16 protein-coding genes are annotated in these 18,085 nt (G+C 58.5%); 10 read left to right on the forward strand and 6 right to left on the reverse strand.

What is annotated here, in order from left to right:
* Nucleotides 1–145: 145 nt before the first annotated feature.
* The 10 genes from WNZ14_RS05215 to WNZ14_RS05260 all read left to right on the forward strand — a co-directional run bounded on the left by WNZ14_RS05215 (nucleotide 146) and on the right by WNZ14_RS05260 (nucleotide 12,542).
* A complete protein-coding gene (locus WNZ14_RS05215) occupies nucleotides 146–1,699 on the forward strand; it encodes a Gfo/Idh/MocA family oxidoreductase (RefSeq protein WP_342867530.1) in 1,554 nt (517 codons plus the stop codon).
* On the forward strand, nucleotides 1,696–2,745 hold the full coding sequence (locus WNZ14_RS05220) for a glycosyltransferase family 2 protein (protein ID WP_342867531.1): 1,050 nt from the start codon (nucleotides 1,696–1,698) through the stop codon (nucleotides 2,743–2,745). The genes WNZ14_RS05215 and WNZ14_RS05220 overlap by 4 nt, the downstream gene beginning before the upstream one ends.
* A complete protein-coding gene (gene asnB / locus WNZ14_RS05225; RefSeq protein ID WP_342867532.1) occupies nucleotides 2,745–4,646 on the forward strand; it encodes an asparagine synthase (glutamine-hydrolyzing) in 1,902 nt (633 codons plus the stop codon). Before WNZ14_RS05220 ends, asnB begins: the two co-directional genes overlap by 1 nt.
* On the forward strand, nucleotides 4,646–6,208 hold the full coding sequence (locus WNZ14_RS05230) for a hypothetical protein (protein ID WP_342867533.1): 1,563 nt from the start codon (nucleotides 4,646–4,648) through the stop codon (nucleotides 6,206–6,208). Before asnB ends, WNZ14_RS05230 begins: the two co-directional genes overlap by 1 nt.
* Nucleotides 6,205–7,389 (forward strand): DegT/DnrJ/EryC1/StrS family aminotransferase, encoded by a 1,185-nt coding sequence (locus tag WNZ14_RS05235; RefSeq protein ID WP_342867534.1) that lies wholly within the window; start codon nucleotides 6,205–6,207, stop codon nucleotides 7,387–7,389. Before WNZ14_RS05230 ends, WNZ14_RS05235 begins: the two co-directional genes overlap by 4 nt.
* A gap of 106 nt (nucleotides 7,390–7,495) precedes the next feature.
* Entirely contained in the window at nucleotides 7,496–8,272 is a 777-nt protein-coding gene (locus WNZ14_RS05240) for a class I SAM-dependent methyltransferase (protein WP_342867535.1), read from the forward strand.
* The gene (locus WNZ14_RS05245; RefSeq protein ID WP_342867536.1) at nucleotides 8,269–8,847 is read left to right on the forward strand and encodes a formyltransferase family protein; all 579 of its coding nucleotides are present in this window, start codon (nucleotides 8,269–8,271) and stop codon (nucleotides 8,845–8,847) included. Before WNZ14_RS05240 ends, WNZ14_RS05245 begins: the two co-directional genes overlap by 4 nt.
* A gap of 20 nt (nucleotides 8,848–8,867) precedes the next feature.
* Entirely contained in the window at nucleotides 8,868–9,884 is a 1,017-nt protein-coding gene (locus WNZ14_RS05250; protein ID WP_342867537.1) for a lysylphosphatidylglycerol synthase transmembrane domain-containing protein, read from the forward strand.
* Nucleotides 9,868–11,181, forward strand: a complete 1,314-nt coding sequence (locus tag WNZ14_RS05255; protein WP_342867538.1) for a hypothetical protein — start codon at nucleotides 9,868–9,870, stop codon at nucleotides 11,179–11,181. Before WNZ14_RS05250 ends, WNZ14_RS05255 begins: the two co-directional genes overlap by 17 nt.
* Before the next feature lie 308 nt (nucleotides 11,182–11,489).
* Nucleotides 11,490–12,542, forward strand: a complete 1,053-nt coding sequence (locus WNZ14_RS05260; RefSeq protein ID WP_342867539.1) for a DUF2793 domain-containing protein — start codon at nucleotides 11,490–11,492, stop codon at nucleotides 12,540–12,542.
* Between the two features lie 130 nt (nucleotides 12,543–12,672).
* Here the strand turns inward: WNZ14_RS05260 and WNZ14_RS05265 are convergent, their stop codons facing one another.
* The 6 genes from WNZ14_RS05265 to WNZ14_RS05290 form a co-directional block, all read right to left on the reverse strand.
* Nucleotides 12,673–13,371 (reverse strand): sugar transferase, encoded by a 699-nt coding sequence (locus WNZ14_RS05265; protein WP_342867540.1) that lies wholly within the window; start codon nucleotides 13,369–13,371, stop codon nucleotides 12,673–12,675.
* 14 nt (nucleotides 13,372–13,385) lie between these two features.
* The gene (locus WNZ14_RS05270) at nucleotides 13,386–14,303 is read right to left on the reverse strand and encodes a transketolase C-terminal domain-containing protein (protein ID WP_342867541.1); all 918 of its coding nucleotides are present in this window, start codon (nucleotides 14,301–14,303) and stop codon (nucleotides 13,386–13,388) included.
* Complete coding sequence (locus WNZ14_RS05275; RefSeq protein ID WP_342867542.1) at nucleotides 14,296–15,147, reverse strand: transketolase; 852 nt, start codon at nucleotides 15,145–15,147, stop codon at nucleotides 14,296–14,298. The genes WNZ14_RS05270 and WNZ14_RS05275 overlap by 8 nt, the downstream gene beginning before the upstream one ends.
* Complete coding sequence (locus WNZ14_RS05280) at nucleotides 15,147–15,908, reverse strand: class I SAM-dependent methyltransferase (protein ID WP_342867543.1); 762 nt, start codon at nucleotides 15,906–15,908, stop codon at nucleotides 15,147–15,149. Before WNZ14_RS05280 ends, WNZ14_RS05275 begins: the two co-directional genes overlap by 1 nt.
* A complete protein-coding gene (locus tag WNZ14_RS05285) occupies nucleotides 15,905–17,050 on the reverse strand; it encodes a DegT/DnrJ/EryC1/StrS family aminotransferase (RefSeq protein ID WP_342867544.1) in 1,146 nt (381 codons plus the stop codon). The genes WNZ14_RS05280 and WNZ14_RS05285 overlap by 4 nt, the downstream gene beginning before the upstream one ends.
* Before the next feature lie 189 nt (nucleotides 17,051–17,239).
* The gene (locus tag WNZ14_RS05290) at nucleotides 17,240–18,034 is read right to left on the reverse strand and encodes a class I SAM-dependent methyltransferase (protein ID WP_342867545.1); all 795 of its coding nucleotides are present in this window, start codon (nucleotides 18,032–18,034) and stop codon (nucleotides 17,240–17,242) included.
* Between the last annotated feature and the right edge of the window lie 51 nt (nucleotides 18,035–18,085).

Genomic DNA, 18,085 nt, shown 5'->3' on the forward strand with positions numbered 1-18,085 from the left:
CGCTTTTTCCGGGGGAGGCGCAATGGTCCCGGCCTTGCAGTCTTATCGCGCCTCCGTTATCGGTCATCCACAATTGCCATATGGGCCAGCAAAGTTCAGGCCCGGGCATCATTATCTGCCGTTTTCGGGTTCAGGGAGACATTGAATGAGCACCAGCGATATGCGCGTGGCTGTCATCGGTTGTGGTGGTTGGGGCAAGAACATAGTCAAGAATATTGCAGCACTCGGTGTCCTGCGTGCAATCAGCGACGCCAATCCCGCCACCGCTGCCCAGTTCAGTGCCGACTACGGCGTTCCCGCCCTGTCGCCAGATGAAATCGCCGGCAGCTCCGATATCGATGCCGTCTGCGTTGCGGTCCCAGCCGAGCTGCATCTGCCGGTCGCAGCCCAGATGCTTGAAGCCGGAAAGCACGTCTTCGTCGAGAAGCCGCTGGCGCTTTCGGTCGCCGATGGTGAAAAGCTCGCAACTGTTGCCAAAAAGGCCGGTCGCGTCCTGATGGTCGGCCACCTTCTGCAGTATCACCCTGTCTTCAAGGCGCTGCTTGCGCTGGTCAGGGCCGGCGATATCGGAACGCCGCGCTATGTCTATTCCAACCGCATGAGTCTGGGCAAAATCCGCCAGGAGGAGAACGTGCTGTGGAGTTTTGCCCCGCACGACATTTCCATGGTGCTGGCGCTCGCCGGCGAGGCGCCGAATTCGGTCATGGCGACCGGCACCGCTCATGTCACCCCGCATCTTGCCGATTTCGCCACCACCCATCTTGGCTTCCCCAGCGGTCTGGAAGCCCACATTCTGGTCTCCTGGCTGCATCCGTTCAAGGAACAGCGTCTTGTCGTGGTCGGCGACAAGGGCATGGCCGTGTTTGATGATGTGCGCACCTGGAACGAGAAGCTTGAAGTCTATGACAGCAAGGTCGAATGGGTCGATGGCCGGCCAGTGGCTTCCAAGGGGGAGGCCCGCTTCATTGAGGTTGCCCAGGCCGAACCGCTGCGCGAGGAATGTCGGCATTTCGTCGAAGCCGCCGCCGCCAACAGGCCGGCACTCACCGACGCTGCCGAAGGGCTTCGCGTGCTGGGCGTTCTCGAACAGGCCGAGACACAGCTGCGCGCCAAGCTCGGCACTGCGACAAAGCCCGAGTATTTCGTGCACGACACGGCGATCGTCGATGATGGCGTAACCATAGGCGCCAATTCCAAGATCTGGCATTTCAGCCACATCCTGTCGGGCAGCATCATCGGCGGCGACACCATTATTGGGCAAAATGTCGTCATCGGCCCGGCGGTCACCGTCGGCACCAATTGCAAGATCCAGAACAATGTCAGTCTCTACAACGGCGTCGAACTCGAGGATGACGTGTTTTGCGGCCCGTCCTGCGTTTTCACCAACGTCAAGACGCCGCGTGCCCATGTCAGCCGCAAGCATGAATTCCTCAAGACGCTGGTCAAGCGCGGCGCTACTATCGGCGCCAATGCCACCATCATCTGCGGCAACACGCTGGGCGAATATTGCATGATTGGATCCGGCTCCACAGTGACCAAGGATGTCCCGCCGCACGGGCTCTGGATCGGCTCGCCCGCCAAACCGTTCGGCTGGGTTTCGCGGCGCGGCGCGCGGCTTGGCGATGATCTGGTGTGCCCCGAATCTGGCGAGCGCTATGAGCAGGATCCCGCCACCGGCGGGTTGAGGCTGATCTCATGACCGAAATTTCCCTCATCATTCCGGCGTACAATGAAGCCGCTATCATCCAAGCGACCGTGAGCGAACTGGATATCTTCATGAAGAATGCAATGCCCGGCCGCTCGTTCGAGATCATCGTTGTCGATGATGGGTCCACGGATGGCATGAGCGACAAGCTTGAAGCACTCGACATGCCGAACTTGCGGGTCGAGCGGCATGCGCGCAACCGCGGCCGTGGTGCCGGTGTGCGCACCGGATTTGCTGCTGCTGTCGGCGACTATGTGGTCACGCTTGATTCCGATCTGTCCTATTCGCCTGATCACATCCCGCGCATGCTGGCGCCGCTCGAGGAAGGCAAGGCCGATATCGTGCTCGCCTCTGCCTATCACCCCGATGGCGTCGTCAGAAACGTGCCCTGGATGCGCGCCAAGCTGTCCCTCTACGGCAACAAGGTCTTGAGTGCCGGCGTGCGCGGTCAGTTGCACACGCTCACCTGCATTGTCCGTGCCTACCGCCGCGAGGTCGTCAAGAAACTCGAACTGGTCAGCGACGGCAAGGATTTGCACATCGAGATCATCCAGAAAGCCAATCTCTTTGGCTACCGGCTGGCCGAAATTCCGGCCACGCTCGACTGGCGCGACAAGTCCCGCGCCAAGCGGGTGGGCAAAGGCAGTTCCTTTCCGCTTTTCGCCCTGTCTGGAACCATCGCCTCGCATCTCGTCTACAATTACGTTCTGCGTCCGGGTGCGATGTTGTTCCTGCCGGTGGCGGCGTTGTCGATGATCATTTTCATCGGAGCCATGACACTCATCGGCGGCTGGCTTATCCGGACTGTCGGCTTCATGGAGCACGGCTTCTTTTACGCAGTGTATTACGGTCTTCGCGAAACGCTGTTGCAAGGCAGCCTGACCATGACCCTGACCGCCGGCAGTGCGGTCGTCCTGCTGGTATTCTTCGCGTTCTATTTCCAATCCCTGCAAAGCAAGAAGCAGTTTGAGGAGTTGTACCTTCTGATGGCGCGGATGAATGACCGGCTGAAGGACCTCGAGCGGGACAAGACAGACTGATGTGCGGCATCTGTGGCAGCCATGGACCGGACGCATCGGCTGAAGCCGTTGCAACCATGCTGCGGCAGATGGAGCACCGCGGACCTGACGGCGAGGGCAGCTGGCAGGCGCCGGGCATCGTGCTGGGCCATCGCCGCCTGGCGATTGTCGATCTTTCCGAACGCGGCCGCCAGCCGATGATTTCGGGCGATGGCCACATCGCGATTTCGGTCAATGGCGAGATCTACAACTACACCGAACTGCGCCGCGAACTGGAGCAGCACGGCCATGTGTTTGTCTCTGATTGCGACAGCGAGACGGTCATTCACGCCTGGCGGCAGTGGGGCGAAGACAGCTTCCGCCGCTTTAATGGCATGTTTGCCATTGCGCTCTGGGACGCAGACCAGAAGGCCCTTCACCTTGTCCGTGACAGGATGGGGATCAAGCCGATCTACTATTGGAACGACGGCGCCCAAACCCTGTTCGCCTCCGACATGCGCGCCATTGTCGCCGCCAGCGGTTGGCGCGAATGGTCGATTTCGGCGTCAGGCCTGTCGCAATATCTCACCTATGAGAACCGTTTTGGCGCCCAGACCATGCTTGAGGGCGTTTGTCTGGTCGAGCCTGGCCACCGGATTCGGATCGACGGCAACGGCATCGAGGATTTCTGCTTCGCCGATCCGGGCCTTTATGAGGCTGCCGACATGTCCTTTCCTGAGGCAGTGTCTGGCTTCAAGGCCACATTCGGCGAAGCAATCGATCGGCATCTCATGAGCGATGTGCCGCTGGCCTCCTATCTCAGCGCCGGTATCGACAGCGGAATGGTCACGCTCGCCGCCGCCGACCGTCTCAGCGCCGATGGTGGACCGACTGCCTTTACCGGCAGGTTCGATGCTGGCGGCTGGTATGATGAAGCATCCGGAGCCGCCATGGTTGCCGCATCGCGCGGTCTGCCGCATCGGCTGGCCTCCATCAACGCCGAAAGCTTCCGAACGCATTTCGATGATCTGGTTTTCGCGCTTGAAGAGCCACGCATGGGGACTGGCGCGCTGCCCCAGTATCTCGTCGCCATGGAGGTTGCCAAGACCCACAAGGTGGTGCTGACCGGGCATGGCGGCGATGAATTGTTTTCTGGCTATCCGGTGTTCAAGTTCGTGCTACTGGTCCAGGCGCTCAAACGCAGTCCAGCGGCCTTTTTCAAGGCTTTGAGGTCCCTGCGGATCTCTGAGCTGCCCCACATCGGCTATTTTGCGCTCGCCGCGCTCAGCGGGCGCGAGAAACCCTTCCTGCCGCGCCTGTTCTCGCCGGCATTGCGGCAGCGTCTGCTTTGCAATGGCGTGACGTCGGCGTTGAAAGCATCGCCGGGCACCGTGACCGAGCCTGTCGCGGGCACCGCCTTTGACCGTCTCATGCGGCAATATCTGCGCGATTACCTCCCCGGCCTGCTGGTCGTCGAGGACAAGGTGTCGATGGCCCATGCGCTCGAATCGCGCACACCGTTTCTCGACAACGAGCTTGTCGCCTTTGCCTTGTCTCTTCCCGCCGAGGTCAAGCTTGACGCTGGCGCACTCAAGGCGGTACCGCGGGCCGCTGCACGGGGCATCCTGCCTGAAGCCTTGTTCTCGATGCCAAAGCGCGGGTTTCCCAATCCGCTCGGCGCCTGGTTGCGTGGACCGCTGAGCGGCTGGATGCGCGAGCGCTTGTGTGGCGAGGCCAGCGCGCTTAACCGCCTTTTCGAACCAAAGGCGCTTGAAAGCCATGTTGAGAGATATCTCGGCTCCTGGCGCCGCCGGATCCGCCCGCTTGATGAAATCGCCACGCACCGGATCTGGATGCTGCTATGCCTCGAAAGCTGGATCCGCCAGTTTGACGACAAGCTGGGCGTCCAGCTTCAGCCGCCGGGCGTCAAGGAAGGACGCTGATGCTCAGGCTTCTGGATCAACGGTTTGAGTGCAATGCCTATGCGGTGGAGATCGACGCAGCGTTGCCGCGTATCCTCGCCCTGGCCGACCGGGACCCGCTGAGCCTGACGCGAGGCATCGGCGATCGCCGCTTCTGGGCCTGGAAGCTCACCGATTTCGTCAATGGCACGCTTCAGGGACCCGTCAACGGTCTGAGCTCGCTGGTGGCAATGGACGCCTTCGGACCGGCGGTCGATCCGGCCAGAATACAGGCTCTGGTCAATTCCATGCTGGCGGCAACACCGCGCTTGATGCGCGCTGATGGCAGCTTCGAGGAAGCCTTGCCCTATGAGCAGTCCTATTGTGTGACGGCTTTGGTGGTCTACGACCATCTTTGCGCCGTCGAACGGCTCGAAACAATGCAGGCCGGACATGCAATCGCGCAATCGTCAGCGCTTGCTCCGGCAGTCCGGTTTCTGATCACCCGTGATGAAACCCACGGCTTCATCTCCAACCACCTGGCAACAGCGGCGGCGGCCCTGTTGCGCTGGGACCGGCTGCATGGCGATGCCAAGGCCCGCGCCAAGGCCGAACAGCTGATTGACCGCATTCTCGACCGGCAATCGCCCGAAGGCTGGTTTGATGAGTACGGCGGCGCTGATCCCGGATATCAGACCCTGTGCATGACCCATCTCGCAGACGCGGCCGAAATCCTCAATTCGCCGCGGCTTTGGGACGCGCTGGATCGCGGCGCGAGCTTTCTTGCCAATTTCGCCCATCCCGACGGATCGTTCGGCGGCATCTATGGCAGCCGGGCAACGCGCATCTATTACCCCGCCGCCATGGAGCTGCTCCGCGATCGCTGTGTCCCCGCCGGCGCGCTTGCCGATTGGATGAGACCGTCGATCCGGAATCAGGCGCCGGTCACGCTGTCAGCAATCGACACGCCGAACCTGTCACCCGTCTTCAACAATTATTGCCAGGCGCTGGAAGCAGCATCGGGTGAGGACCCGTCAGAACCGGCTTCGCCCGCTTCGATCGGTCGGCACTGGCTGCCGGAGGCAGGGCTGTTGGCCGACATCGGCCCAACCCACCACACCGTCATTTCGGCCCGCAAGGCGGTGATCTGTCACTGGCATGAAGGCCGCATGGTTCTCAATGATACCGGGCTGGTGTTCGCTGCCGCTGGTGGCAAGCAGCTGACCAGCCAGGGTGATCCGGCGCCTCGGATCACTTTGGATGAGGGGACCCTCCTTGTCGAAGGTCAACTCACCGTGCGAAGCATGCCTCTGCCCAATCCCTACAATGTCCTTGTCCTGCGCTTGCTGTCGATCTCGGTGATGCGCATCCCGGCTGTCGGCGCATTGGTGAAACGGATGATCGCCGGACTGCTTGTCAGCGCCGGCGGTAAATCGGCGGGCCGGTTCCGGCGCGAAATCAGGCTTGGCCCTGATCTTTCGACAAACGACAGCTGGGAGCCGCGCGATCTCCAGCGCGTGCCGATCAAGGAGCCTTTTTCCGTCATCCATATGGCAAGCGCGGGCTATTGGCAGCGCGGCGACACCGGGGGCACGGACGCATGATCCCGCGTCTCAGGCCGGCGATCGGCCCCGCTGATATCATCGCCGCCGTTCGCGCCGAAAACTCCGTCGAGGATTTTGAGCGTGCTTTCGCTGCCACCATGGAGCAAGCCCACGCGGTTGCCTTTCCCTATGGCCGCACGGCGCAATTGCTGCTGATGGAGGCTCTTGACCTCTCCGGCCGCGAGATCATCCTGCCCGCCTACACCTGCGTCGTGGTGGCGCACGCCGTCGTGCTGTCGGAGGCAAAGCCGGTGTTCGTTGACAGTGAAGCAGGCGGCTTCAACATGGACCTCGACCAGGCCGAGGCCGCTATTACGGAAAACACCGGCGCGATCATCGCAACCTCGATCCACGGTTATCCGGTGGATCTCGACCGTCTCGACGCCATCGCAGCGCGGCATCCGCATGTGATCATCATTCAGGATTGCGCCCATTCTTTTGCTGCCGAATGGAAGGGCCGCCCGGTGCAGAAAAACGGCCGCGCCGCTATTTTCGGCCTCAATATCTCCAAACTGATGACCTCAATCTTCGGCGGCATGATCACCACCGATGACGCGGAGCTTGCGACAAAATTGCGCGATCTTCGCGATCATCGGCTCGAAGCGAATGGCGGCGGCGTTTTCAAGCGCGCGGTTTATCTTGCCGCGGCAACGACAGCCCTGGCCCCGCCCGTCTTCAGCATCGTCAAGCGGATCGCCGATCTCGGTCTGATTGATCGCTTTGTTCGCTACTACGACGAGACGCTGATCGACATGCCCGCCGACTACCTGGTCCAGATCGGCCGCGCCGAAGCCAGTGTCGGTGTTCGCCAATGCGCCGAGTACCGAAACATCATCGACCGGAGACGCCGCATCGCAGCCTTCTATGACGAGGCTCTGGCGGACGTGTGCCCGGAAGGGCGCCCGCCTCTTGTCGACGGCGCAACCTACTCCCATTATGTCGTGCGGGTGGATGATCCGGGTGACCTGGTCAAGGCTGCAGCAAAACGCGGCATTGAGCTTGGACGCCTGATCGACTATTGCGTACCTGACATGAAGGCCTATCGGGAACTCGCGTCAACCCAAGGACCCTTTGACGAAACAAGGCGCCTGAACGCCAGCGTCGTCAATCTTCCGATCTGGGTAGACCAGAGGCAGGCTGAACGGGTGGTGAAGGCTATCCGGCACATTAATGAGCTGTAGACCCATCTTGAACGATGCAAACTTGGCTGCATTCAATTCGACAGTCGAGGCAGAAAAATGTCAGCAGATTCAAAATGATTATGCTCACTGAGAATTGGGAATCGTAATGACCTATCACGCTTACGCGCATCGTCTCCCGGCTCCAATAAGCAAGATATTGTTCGGTGATCGAGAACGCTTCGGAAAAGTGCCGGACGTCAATGATCCAAGCTGGCAGGAGTGGTTGAAGCGAGATTACGATTTTTACATCGCCAACCAGCGCACGTCGGTCGGGATGACCGTCAACCGCGCAGGCTACAGGATTGTTGCATCCAGCAATATTGCGAACAAAGAGGTACTCGAAATAGGACCGGGCGCAATCGAACATATTGAGCATTGGCCCGGGAAACCGAATCACTGGACGAACTACGACATTCGGGCAGATCTTCTTGAAGTGGCGGGTAAGCGAATAGCTCCAACCGGCGTACCTCATGCGGAGGTTCTGGCCGAGCCTGGATCAAATAAACTCCCGTTTGCCGATGCCAGTTTCGATGCAGTATTTACGTTTTACGCTCTCGAGCACATTTACCCGCTTGATGACCATCTTTGTGAGATCGAGCGTATCTTAAGGCCAGGAGGTCAACTGGTTGGAAGTATTCCCTGCGAGGGTGGACTTGCATGGGGTGCTGGACGCATGCTGACATCGAGACGCTGGCTGCGAAAACACACAACCATCGATCCAGATAGGCTGATTTGTTGGGAGCATCCGAACTTCGCTGATTACATTCTCGATAGGCTCGACGCGAAGTTTGATCGTGAAACTGTGCGCTTCTGGCCTCTCGTCTTGCCATTGATAGATGCGAACCTTGTTTCCAGCTTTATTTTCCGGAAGCGCGGTTCATGAGAGAGCTTCTTGTCGTCAGCGACGACTATTGGGGGGCGCGCGCCGAGGCTAGCGTTCAGGAACGTGACGATGTCCTTATCGCCGTGGATCGATCAGGCGGTCTGATACGGGCTTTGAAGCTGGTGTTAAGAAGGTCTGTGCCGCTGCGCGCAGCAATATATATGTGGCTGGCGCAACGCAGCCTGCCTCAGGAGAAGCCGAATGCTAGACTGGCTTTTTCCGACAACGCCGAATTGCGGTCACTAGCGGAACGTGAACAAGTGACTGACATCGTTCTTTTTCGTGCCGGGCTTATCATTTCGGGCAAGACACTGGAAAATTGTCATGTCAGGAACATCCATTGTGCAGACATTGATGGGTTTGGGGGACTTGCGTCTATTTTCCGGGCCATTAGAGCAGGCGCATTCCATCAGACAGCAACCTTGCACACAGTCACCAATCGAATAGACGAGGGCGAGGTTCTGGATGTTGAACCTTTTGAGCTTGATCCGAAGGTCGGTTATGCGGCGAATGAAAATCGGGCATACGAAGCCGGAATTAGACTTCTTGTCCGCACACTGGGCGGCGGCGTCTAGCCTGAATGGTGTTCTAGATTATGTCTAAAAAGCTCGAGAATTCTGATCGGAAAGCTTTGGGTTCTTTGATTTCCCGGATAACTTTTTTTATCGTCATTGCAGGCAGTGCGGTTTTTGCCTTCTGGCCGGAAGGCCTTGATGGGTCGGTTTTCAAAGACGCTCTGAGTGTGATACTTGCCACCTTCCCGTTAATGCTTCTTGCTATCCTGTTGATTGGCTGGCGTTTGGCAATCCTTTCTGGAAGAGAGGTTAGTCTGCGGGACGGTATGGCAGTCAATGCGGTTGCCCAGCTTACAGCTTTGATAGTACCGAGCCGGCTTTCTGAAATCGCAAAACCTGTCGGTTTGAACCTGATCCGCAATGTTCCGCTTAGCCGTGGCGTTACCATCCTAGCAATAGAGCGAATTTTCGATGCCATTTTTCTGGCCGGATTAGCTCTTGCAGCGGTTGCAGTGCTATCTGGCGCTTATCGCCAGTCAATACAAACAAGCGGGTTAATTCTGGCTGCCTTAGCTGTAGCAGGACTTTTTATCATTGGCACAATCCTTATGCGCCCCCGACTTCTCGACGCTTTGGCGAACTGGTTACCTACGCAATGGCTGCGGAACCAAATCGAGCACGTCGCCGAGGCTATTTCACGTCTGGCTGATCCGCGCACTGCCCTTCTTGTGTTCGGACTTTCGGCGATCTCATGGCTGGCAGCGTATTTGATTTTTGCAGTGTTTTTTCTTGTCCTCGGGATCGGCGCTCTAAGTCAAGGCGAGGTGCTGGTTGTATTCGTTGCCAGCACGCTTGGGCTGATCGTTTCAGTGGCACCTGGGGGATTGGGCACATTTGAAGGCGCCATTGCCCTGTCGCTCACAGCATTCGATGTTCCAGTGGGTACAGCTGTAGCGATGGCGCTGCTTCTGAGACTCTGCCTCGTTATTCCGGTTGTGGCCGCGGCGAGTTGGTTTCTTGTATCAGGCGATTTAAGCCTTTCACATGTTCTCGGGCGGTTGCGCAACTGGAGGGGTACAGATGAGCGCAGCGCCTGACACGGACTTGCGCCGAGAGTGGACGCTTAACTGCGGCGGGCGCTATTGGCCCACCGGCTACCAAGCGATCGCTTCCTTGACGTTTCCGGTCATTGACAACAGCGAGCCCGGCGCCGATCCGGATCTGTGCCATGTCGTATTGCCGGCATGGGCGGCAGATCTGGGAATTGAGGGCCGGCTTCTTGCATTCGCCAGCGCCATTGCGCCCGGTGAGGATAGGCCCGAGTGGCAACGGTGCGACTGGTTAGCCACTGCCTTTCACATGTTGGCGGGTTCGGTAGAACGGGCGCATGAGCAACTCCACGGCCCGGCGTTGTCCTATTCTTTCCGGGTGCCGCGGGCACTCGCTCCACTCTACGGACACGCTTGGGTAAATCGTATCTTCCTGTTTCTTAGGCGCTGGGCAGCTCATGTCGCGAACCAGCCTGAGGTGGGGCTTTTTGGGCCATTGCCAGTTGCACGGATTGAGCTCACCCATGATGTCGATGCCATTCGCCTGACACCGGAAATCCGGTTGAAGCAAGCGGCCTTTCAAATTGCAAACGCGGCGCGATCTTTTGCGAGGGGAAATTTCTCTGGATCCGGAGCAAGGCTGCGCGATGCAGGGCGCTATGTGCTCTCAGCAGGAAACTTCCGGACCTTCGCTCGTGTGCGAGACATGGAACGTTCGGGAGGTCTCAGGAGCACTCTTCATTTTTATGGTGGACCGTCCGGCCTGAGCCGCGCCACCCCAAGGCGCATTCTCATCGATCCCGCCTATGAAATCACATCAGATGCCATGCGCGCCGAATTGCGGGCCTTCGCCGAAGGCGGCTGGACCGTAGGATTGCATCAGTCTTTTGATGCTTGGGACGAGGCAGGAAAGATGGCTCGGGAGAAAGCCCGTGTTGAAACGGCATTGGGCTCCCCGGTGAGCCATTGCAGGCAACATTGGCTCCACTTCTCCTGGAACAAGACCTGGGCCGCCCAGGCCGCCGCAGGCCTACGTCGTGATGCAACCCTCGGCTTTAATGATAGGCCTGGCTTCCGCGCAGGGCATGCGCTGACGGTAAGACCCTGGGATGGTGCAAATGGACGTCCGCTTCCGATTGACGCGGTCCCGATGGTTTTCATGGATTCTCATTTTTATGACTATTCCGATGACGGGGGGAACGATCCAGAGGCGGCGATGAAGCCATGGATCGACGAGGTTCGCGCCGTTGGCGGCGACGCGACTGTCAACTGGCACACCCATACAATCACAGAGGTATATGGTTGGGACGCGGGATTTGAATCCCTGTTGGGGCTTTTGTCCTGAGAGAGCGTCTTGAGCGTTCACAATGGCAGTTTGTCTACAGGCAGTATCCAGACGTGGACAAAAAAACGAGTCCCAGCCATTTGATCACCAACCCAGGCGCTGGCGATAGAGCTTTGCAAATTAGGGTCAATCTTGCTTTTGCCCGCGAGTTCAGTCTTGTTTTTCAAGGAATTAATGCAGAAGTTGTAGCTTCTGCAAAGCGCCGTGAGATTGATCTGCTCTAACTTGCGGCGCACGAAAAATGCTCAGGGAATTGTGCACAGGCCACCCAGGGTAGCTACTCTTGATACCTCAATCGTGAGGCTGTCATGGATATCACCCCAAATCTCTCCCTTCCACTCATAGCACCTGCGCAGGCGCAAAAGCACGTGACCCACAATGAGGCTTTGTCGGCGCTTGATGCGCTGGTCCAACTTTCCGTCGCGAACCGGACCCTCACGACAGCGCCGGCGAGTCCCAACGAGGGAGACCGGTATATAGTTGGTGTTTCGGCCTCCGAGGAGTGGACAGGATGGGACAATTCGATCGCCGTGTTTGCTGCGGGTGCGTGGTTTCGTATGCCTCCGAGCTCGGGCTGGATTGCCTGGATTGAAAACGAGGGGGTTATTGTCGTCTGGGATGGGGCCACTTGGCAATCCCAGGCCGCGATTGGATCGCCTTTGGTTTTGGGCGTGAATGCGGTTGCTGATTCTGAAAACCGACTGGCCGTCAAATCCGACAATATTCTGCTGTCACACGACGACGTTACACCGGGAAGCGGCAGTTTGCGTCTTGCGGCAAACAAGTCGGCGCCAGAGCAAACCGCCAGTATGATATTCAAGACCAACTGGTCTGGACGCGCAGAACTTGGTCTTGCCGGCAGTGATGGTTTCTCGATTAAGGTCAGTGCCGATGGATCAGTCTGGACCGAAGCATTAGTGATTGATCCGGCGACCGGCACTGTATCCCTGCCAGCGACGCCATCCCTGATTAAGGTGCTGACGGCCGAGGATACGTCAGGAACCTCCATGCCTGACGTGACCTATGTCGACCAGGTTTTTGTGGTGACCTCGCGCAATGATTTTGGCGCATCAGCCTGGAATGGCAGCATGTTTACCGTGCCTGAGGATGGCACCTATGATTTTGGTGCATCCTTGGCAGTGAATGGCGCGCCCAGCGCGACATCTCTCTACTTTTTCAAGAACGGGGCATCTCAAGTTGGGTTCAGTGAGATCTCCGGCGTTTCCGGGCAGAACACTATTGCATCGCGGGCCGTCTTGACCCTCGCCGCCGGAGAAACGATTTCTGTACGCATGCGTCACAACTCCGGCTCGTCACAATTGGGCCTGTCGACGGCTCTTTATAGTGTCATCAAGCTTTAACTGAGCGCGCTTTTTATCAATGTGGTTGTGAGATGGGATAGATCCGCGGCGAGCTTTTGAGGAAGCCCCCAAATGGTTCGTGCAATTGTGTTTTGGAACGTGCGTACAGCTTGGCGAGCGGCCTGGGAGATTACGGCGCGCTTGCCGGTTGTAGCGGGCGGTCTCGGCGGGCGACAGAGATTAGGGCCGGGTCGGCGCCCAGCCGGTTGAGAACCTTTTGCACACCGGATAGCGCTTTTGGCTTGTCCAGGATGGCCAGAACGGTCAGCCAGATGAGCCGGATGTCGAGGAGCACGTTGTTGTTTTCTGCATAGATTATGCCAAGGCGGCTTTTCCATGGACGGATCAGCTTGTCATAGGCGTCGTCTGGATCCTCGGCGTCCTTGATGATGTCGCCCTCGTCGGAAAAGACGATTGAAGCCATGTCGGTTATGCCTGGGCGCACGGAAAGCAGTTTGCGTTCGTTTTGCGTATAGCCGGCGACTGCCTTGACGGTGTTGGGCCGCGGACCAACCAGGCTCATATCACCCATCAGCACATTCCAGAGCTGGCTCAGTTCGTCGATCTTCCAGCGTCGGATAAAATGCCCCAGCGGGGTAATCCGCATGTCATTGGCGCCGGTCGATTCGACCCCCGTCTTGTCCGCGCCTGCTACCATCGAGCGGATCTTGATCATCTCGAAGCTTCCACCGCCCTTGGCCGCCCGAACACCCTTGTACAGCGGCGATTTTCCGTCCTGCCGCCAGACCAGGAAGAGAATGACAGCCAGAACAGGGCTCAGAACGATCAGTCCCAGTGCGGAGGCCAGGATATCGAAGAGGCGCTTCATCGCATGTAACTCCGTCAGAGGGCAGCGCGGGCAATAGCCGCGATCGAAGCTGCATCCATGCCATAGGCCTTGCGCAGGTAGTCCTGGTCGCCGACCACCGTCGGATACTGGTCTTTCAATCCAACCCGGCGGAAAAATCCAGGCTGCGCTCCGTTTTCGAGCAATGTTTCTGCAACCGTGCCGCCCAGTCCGCCAATGACCGAATGCTCTTCAACGGTAATGATGCCGCCAGTCTCCCGCGCAGCGTCCAGGACAGACTGTTCATCGAAGGGCTTGAGGCTGGAAATCGACAGGATGCGCGTCGAAATGCCGGATTTTTCCAGTTCCGCCGCAGCCCCGATGCATTCCTTCAGGATCGCGCCGATGGAGACCAAGGTTACATCGCTCCCCTCCCGCACCAGCCGTGCCTTGCCGAGCCGCGCCACTTCACCCTCACGACGCGCGATCCCGCCGCGCCCCTTGTCGAGGCGCAGATAGGCCGGGCCTGGGGTGGCCGCCAGTTCGGCCGCCAGATCCTGCGTTTCCCATTCCTCGGAAGGCGCCACGACCCGAATGTTCGGGATTGCACGCAGGATCGCCAGATCCTCCGTTGCAAAATGCGACATGCCGAGTTGGCCGTAGGAGAAGCCGCCGCCAACGGACACAACCGTCACGTCCGCATCATGATAGCAAACGTCATTGCGGATCTGTTCGAGGCAGCGCAGCGTGGTGAAGTTCGCAATCGAGTAAGTGTAGGTCTGCCATCCGCTCAGCGCCATTCCGGCCGCAATGGCCGTCATGTTCTGCTCGGCGACCCCGGCGTTGACGTATTGGCCGGGCAGTTCCTCGGCGTATTTTGTCAGAACGCCGAAACCAAGGTCACCGGTGATCAATGCAATGCGGGGATTCTTGCGGGCGTGCTCGGTCAGCGTGGCAATAAAGGCATCACGCATGGTCGATCTCCGGATCAATGGCCGCCAGTTCGGCGCGGGCAGCTTCCAATTCGTCGCCCTGGGCAGTGCGGTAGTGCCACAGGACCGCATCTTCCATGAAGGAGACGCCTTTGCCCTTGGTGGTGTGTGCGATGACCACGGTAGGCTTGCCATTGCTGTCGGGCGCGGTGCGAAGGGCCGCTTCCAGCGCCGCCACATCATGGCCGTCGGATTCTTGAACCGCCCAGCCAAACGCACGCCATTTGTCCGCGAATGGTTCCAGCGCCAGGGTTTCGGCAACCGGCGCCAGGCTCTGTATCTTGTTGTAGTCGATGATTGCGATCAGGTTGGACAATTTGTGGTGGCCAGCAAACATGGCGGCTTCCCAAACAGAGCCCTCATCACACTCGCCATCCGACATGACCACGAAGGCGCGCCAGGTCTCGTTCATACGCTTTGCGGCGAGCGCCATGCCGGTGCCGACCCCGAGGCCATGGCCAAGCGAGCCTGTCGACAAATCAACGCCGGGGACGCCTTTGTGGCTGACATGACCCGAAAAGATCGAGCCGTTCTGGTAGTGACCCTTGAGCAGTTCAGGGTCAAAAAAACCACGTTCTGCAAGCGCAGCGTAGATACCGGCTCCGCCGTGGCCCTTGGACAGGATCACGCGATCACGGAGTGGATCTTCTGGCCGGGATGGATCGACGTTGAGGACGCGCGCATACAGAACAGCCAGGATGTCGGCCATGGACATGACCGAACCTATATGGCTCGATTTGCCGCGGCTGGTCATCTCCAGCGCGTGTTTCCGGATCCGGTGCGCCATGATGGCCGGATCAGCGACCGGATCGTTCCGCAAAGTCATCAGTCGAGCACCGCGAAGCCGATATAAGGGTCGAAATCAAGCCGTTCGATCCGCAGGCGCCTCTTGGCATGTGTTTCAAGCATTGCCAGCGTTTCGCCCGGCCAGAGCGGATTGTCGAGTTCGTCGAAGGCAATAATCGCACCGGCAGGCATGCGCGGCAGGAAGGTTTCCAGAGCCACCTTGGTCGGCTCGTAGATGTCGAAGTCAAGAAACAGCAGGCTCACGACAACATGCGGGTTGTCCTTGACGAACTGCGGCATCGTCTTTGTCGCGTCGCCCTTGATCAGGTTGACCTTGTTGACGTGTCCCAGGAAGCGGGTTGAATCGAAAACCGAGATAAGTTCGTTGAGTTCCTCGAAGGAATCGGCGGCCAGGTCACCGGTCTTTACATGCGAGGAGGCGTCGGACATGTCGGCTTCTGAAAGGCCGGGAAATCCCTCGAATGTGTCAAAGCCGTAGACGCGACGCATCAGGTTCACAGGTTCCAGAATGGCGGAAAGCTTGGCCCAGGTCATTACCCCAAAACCATGGTTGACGCCGCACTCGATGACCGAACCCTTGACGTTGATGGTGCGCTTGAAGATTTCATACAACGCAAGAAACCGGGTCATGTTCTGACGCCGGACATATTTCGGGAAATTCTCCATCTTGGTTTCCCAAGAGGTTGGATTGCTGTCGAAGCATTTGTGATTGAGTGAGGCTTCCTCACGCTCAACGCCGGTGCGGAAACCGCCCGACACTCCGATTTTTTCTTGTGTCATGCCTGTCCCCGGTAAAATTCGGTAATGGAATCGCAGACGTGGTTCACGTCGTCGTCGCTCAGAAGATGGTGCATCGGCAGCATCATGTATTTTGAAGACATCGCTTCCGCATAAGGCGCATTGGCCTTCAGCGCCAGCTTGTCGAACTGATGGATCATGTGGCCGCCCCACTGCATGATCGTGCCAACGCCGCGCTGGGCCAGATGTTCGCGCAGGCCGTCACGCTTCTCGGCCTCGATCTCGTAATTCTGGAAGATGTCATAGCGCAGATTGTCGCTCTCAGGAGCCGGCGGCAGCAACAATGCGTCAACGTTGCCGAGCCGTTCCTGATAAGTCACCGCGATCGCGCGACGGCGCTCCAGATCCCGGTCATAGGTGCGCAGCTTGATCAGCATGATCGCGGCCTGAACGTTGTCGAGCCGGGCATTGTAGCCGAAGCGAACCACCTTGCCGGTGGTCTGGTCGCGGCCATGATCGCGATACTCGCGCAGGATCTCGGCCTTTTCATCGTCGTCCACAACGATGGCGCCGCCATCACCGAAGCAGCCAAGAACCTTGGCGGGGTAAAACGAGAAGCTGCCTGCAACGCCGAATGTTCCGGCCATCTTGCCGCGGAACCTAGCGCCCAGTGCCTGGCATGAGTCCTCGACAATCTTCAGCCCGTGCTTGTCGGCAAAGGCGGTAACCGCATCCATGTCGCAGGTCCGGCCGTTGAGCTGAACCGGCATGATGGCCTTGGTCTTTGCCGTCACCAGTTGCTCGGCGCTGGCAACGTCGATCATGTGGTCGGGACCGCAATCACACAAGACCGGGGTGGCTCCAACGTGATTGACTGCTGCAGCTGTCGCCACAAAGGTGTGTGATGGCAGGATGACTTCGTCGCCTGGCTCGACGCCTGCCAGCTTGAGTGCCAGCGTCAGGGCAACGGTGCCATCTGCAACGCCGAAGACATGCTTGACGCCGATGAACGATGCGAGTTTCTCTTCAAACTCGAAGAGATCCTTCTGCATGATGTAGGCGCCGCGCGAGAGAACGTCGCGGATCGTATCCATGAACTCTTGTTCATGCTCGGCAAAAAGCCCCGGGTAGTTGAAGAATGGCACTTTGCGTTCGGTCACTGCAGACGATGACTGGGAGGACATTTGGAACCTCAAATTTATGGTTTCGGCATCATGCCGGTATGTGGCGGAGCCCCTGACCGAAATGGCACGGCCCGGCACATCGTGCCGCACCGAGGATTTCTTGCAAAAGCATTGCGATGTCAAGCACCGCGCGCATGCCCTGATGAACAGCAGGAGTCGGCCCATGCAGGGTTATCGGGCAAAAGCCTATTATTCTTTGCGCTGCGCTGCGCAATAGATCACCTTGTGACGCCGGTCTGGGTTCTCGGTCGATATCGGTTCCGGCGGATTGTAGGGATGCGGCGTATCGAGGATGGAGCCGGGCATTTCCGTCATGGAGCCAAAGAAAAGCTTCTTGAGCCAGACCTTTCCGGCCATCGAGCCGGGGATCAGGTTTAGACGTGAGGCGATCAGCTTGACCGGACGCAGAATCCGCTGGCGCAGGGAGACCTTCGTTGTATCAAGATACCCCCAGAGCTGTGGCTCAAGACCGTGCTTCCCGCAGATCCCGGCAAGCTCTCGGGTCCCGAAATAGCGTGTCGAATAGGGAGATGGCGTGAAGTCATAAAGGTCCTTGTTGGCGGTGACGATCAGCAGATGGCCACCAGGCCTGAGTACCCGTCGAGCTTCGCTGACGAACGCGTCAGCATCTGGAAGATAGTAGATCGCTTCAAACAGAAGCACGGCGTCGAAAGAGCCGTCCGGCCAAGGAATCATGGTTGCATCGAAGATCTTGAGATCGATGGTATCGCCATAGGTTGCCTGAGCACGGCCCATCACCTCGGCAGAGATGTCACCGCCTGTGACAGAGCGCGCATGTTGTGCCAGATAGCCCAAGCCCTGGCCAGCACCGCAAGCGGCTTCGAGAACGTCGCCGTCTTTGACAAAATCGGTTGCCCAGTAATAGCGATTGCACGTCCGTTCCAGCTGCTCGGCCGAAATTTTCTGTCCGCCAAGTTCGGTCACGTCAGCGAAGTGGGCGTTTGTGGAGTCCGATGATGGCATTAAAGTTTGCCTCGCTGGGGCTCTTGCTCTTGGGGCCGGTGCATTATTGAA

It is taken from the genome of Hoeflea sp. AS60 (assembly GCF_038900115.1).
GTDB lineage: Bacteria > Pseudomonadota > Alphaproteobacteria > Rhizobiales > Rhizobiaceae > Hoeflea.

Excerpts from the sequence above, each read along its gene's own strand:
- WNZ14_RS05215 (WP_342867530.1), top strand. The coding sequence starts at position 146 with ATGAGCACCAGCGATATGCGCGTGGCTGTCATCGGTTGTGGTGGTTGG.
- WNZ14_RS05220 (WP_342867531.1), top strand. The coding sequence starts at position 1,696 with ATGACCGAAATTTCCCTCATCATTCCGGCGTACAATGAAGCCGCTATC.
- asnB (WP_342867532.1), top strand. The coding sequence starts at position 2,745 with ATGTGCGGCATCTGTGGCAGCCATGGACCGGACGCATCGGCTGAAGCC.
- WNZ14_RS05230 (WP_342867533.1), top strand. The coding sequence starts at position 4,646 with ATGCTCAGGCTTCTGGATCAACGGTTTGAGTGCAATGCCTATGCGGTG.
- WNZ14_RS05235 (WP_342867534.1), top strand. The coding sequence starts at position 6,205 with ATGATCCCGCGTCTCAGGCCGGCGATCGGCCCCGCTGATATCATCGCC.
- WNZ14_RS05240 (WP_342867535.1), top strand. The coding sequence starts at position 7,496 with ATGACCTATCACGCTTACGCGCATCGTCTCCCGGCTCCAATAAGCAAG.
- WNZ14_RS05245 (WP_342867536.1), top strand. The coding sequence starts at position 8,269 with ATGAGAGAGCTTCTTGTCGTCAGCGACGACTATTGGGGGGCGCGCGCC.
- WNZ14_RS05250 (WP_342867537.1), top strand. The coding sequence starts at position 8,868 with ATGTCTAAAAAGCTCGAGAATTCTGATCGGAAAGCTTTGGGTTCTTTG.
- WNZ14_RS05255 (WP_342867538.1), top strand. The coding sequence starts at position 9,868 with ATGAGCGCAGCGCCTGACACGGACTTGCGCCGAGAGTGGACGCTTAAC.
- WNZ14_RS05260 (WP_342867539.1), top strand. The coding sequence starts at position 11,490 with ATGGATATCACCCCAAATCTCTCCCTTCCACTCATAGCACCTGCGCAG.
- WNZ14_RS05265 (WP_342867540.1), bottom strand. The coding sequence starts at position 13,371 with ATGAAGCGCCTCTTCGATATCCTGGCCTCCGCACTGGGACTGATCGTT.
- WNZ14_RS05270 (WP_342867541.1), bottom strand. The coding sequence starts at position 14,303 with ATGCGTGATGCCTTTATTGCCACGCTGACCGAGCACGCCCGCAAGAAT.
- WNZ14_RS05275 (WP_342867542.1), bottom strand. The coding sequence starts at position 15,147 with ATGACTTTGCGGAACGATCCGGTCGCTGATCCGGCCATCATGGCGCAC.
- WNZ14_RS05280 (WP_342867543.1), bottom strand. The coding sequence starts at position 15,908 with ATGACACAAGAAAAAATCGGAGTGTCGGGCGGTTTCCGCACCGGCGTT.
- WNZ14_RS05285 (WP_342867544.1), bottom strand. The coding sequence starts at position 17,050 with ATGTCCTCCCAGTCATCGTCTGCAGTGACCGAACGCAAAGTGCCATTC.
- WNZ14_RS05290 (WP_342867545.1), bottom strand. The coding sequence starts at position 18,034 with ATGCCATCATCGGACTCCACAAACGCCCACTTCGCTGACGTGACCGAA.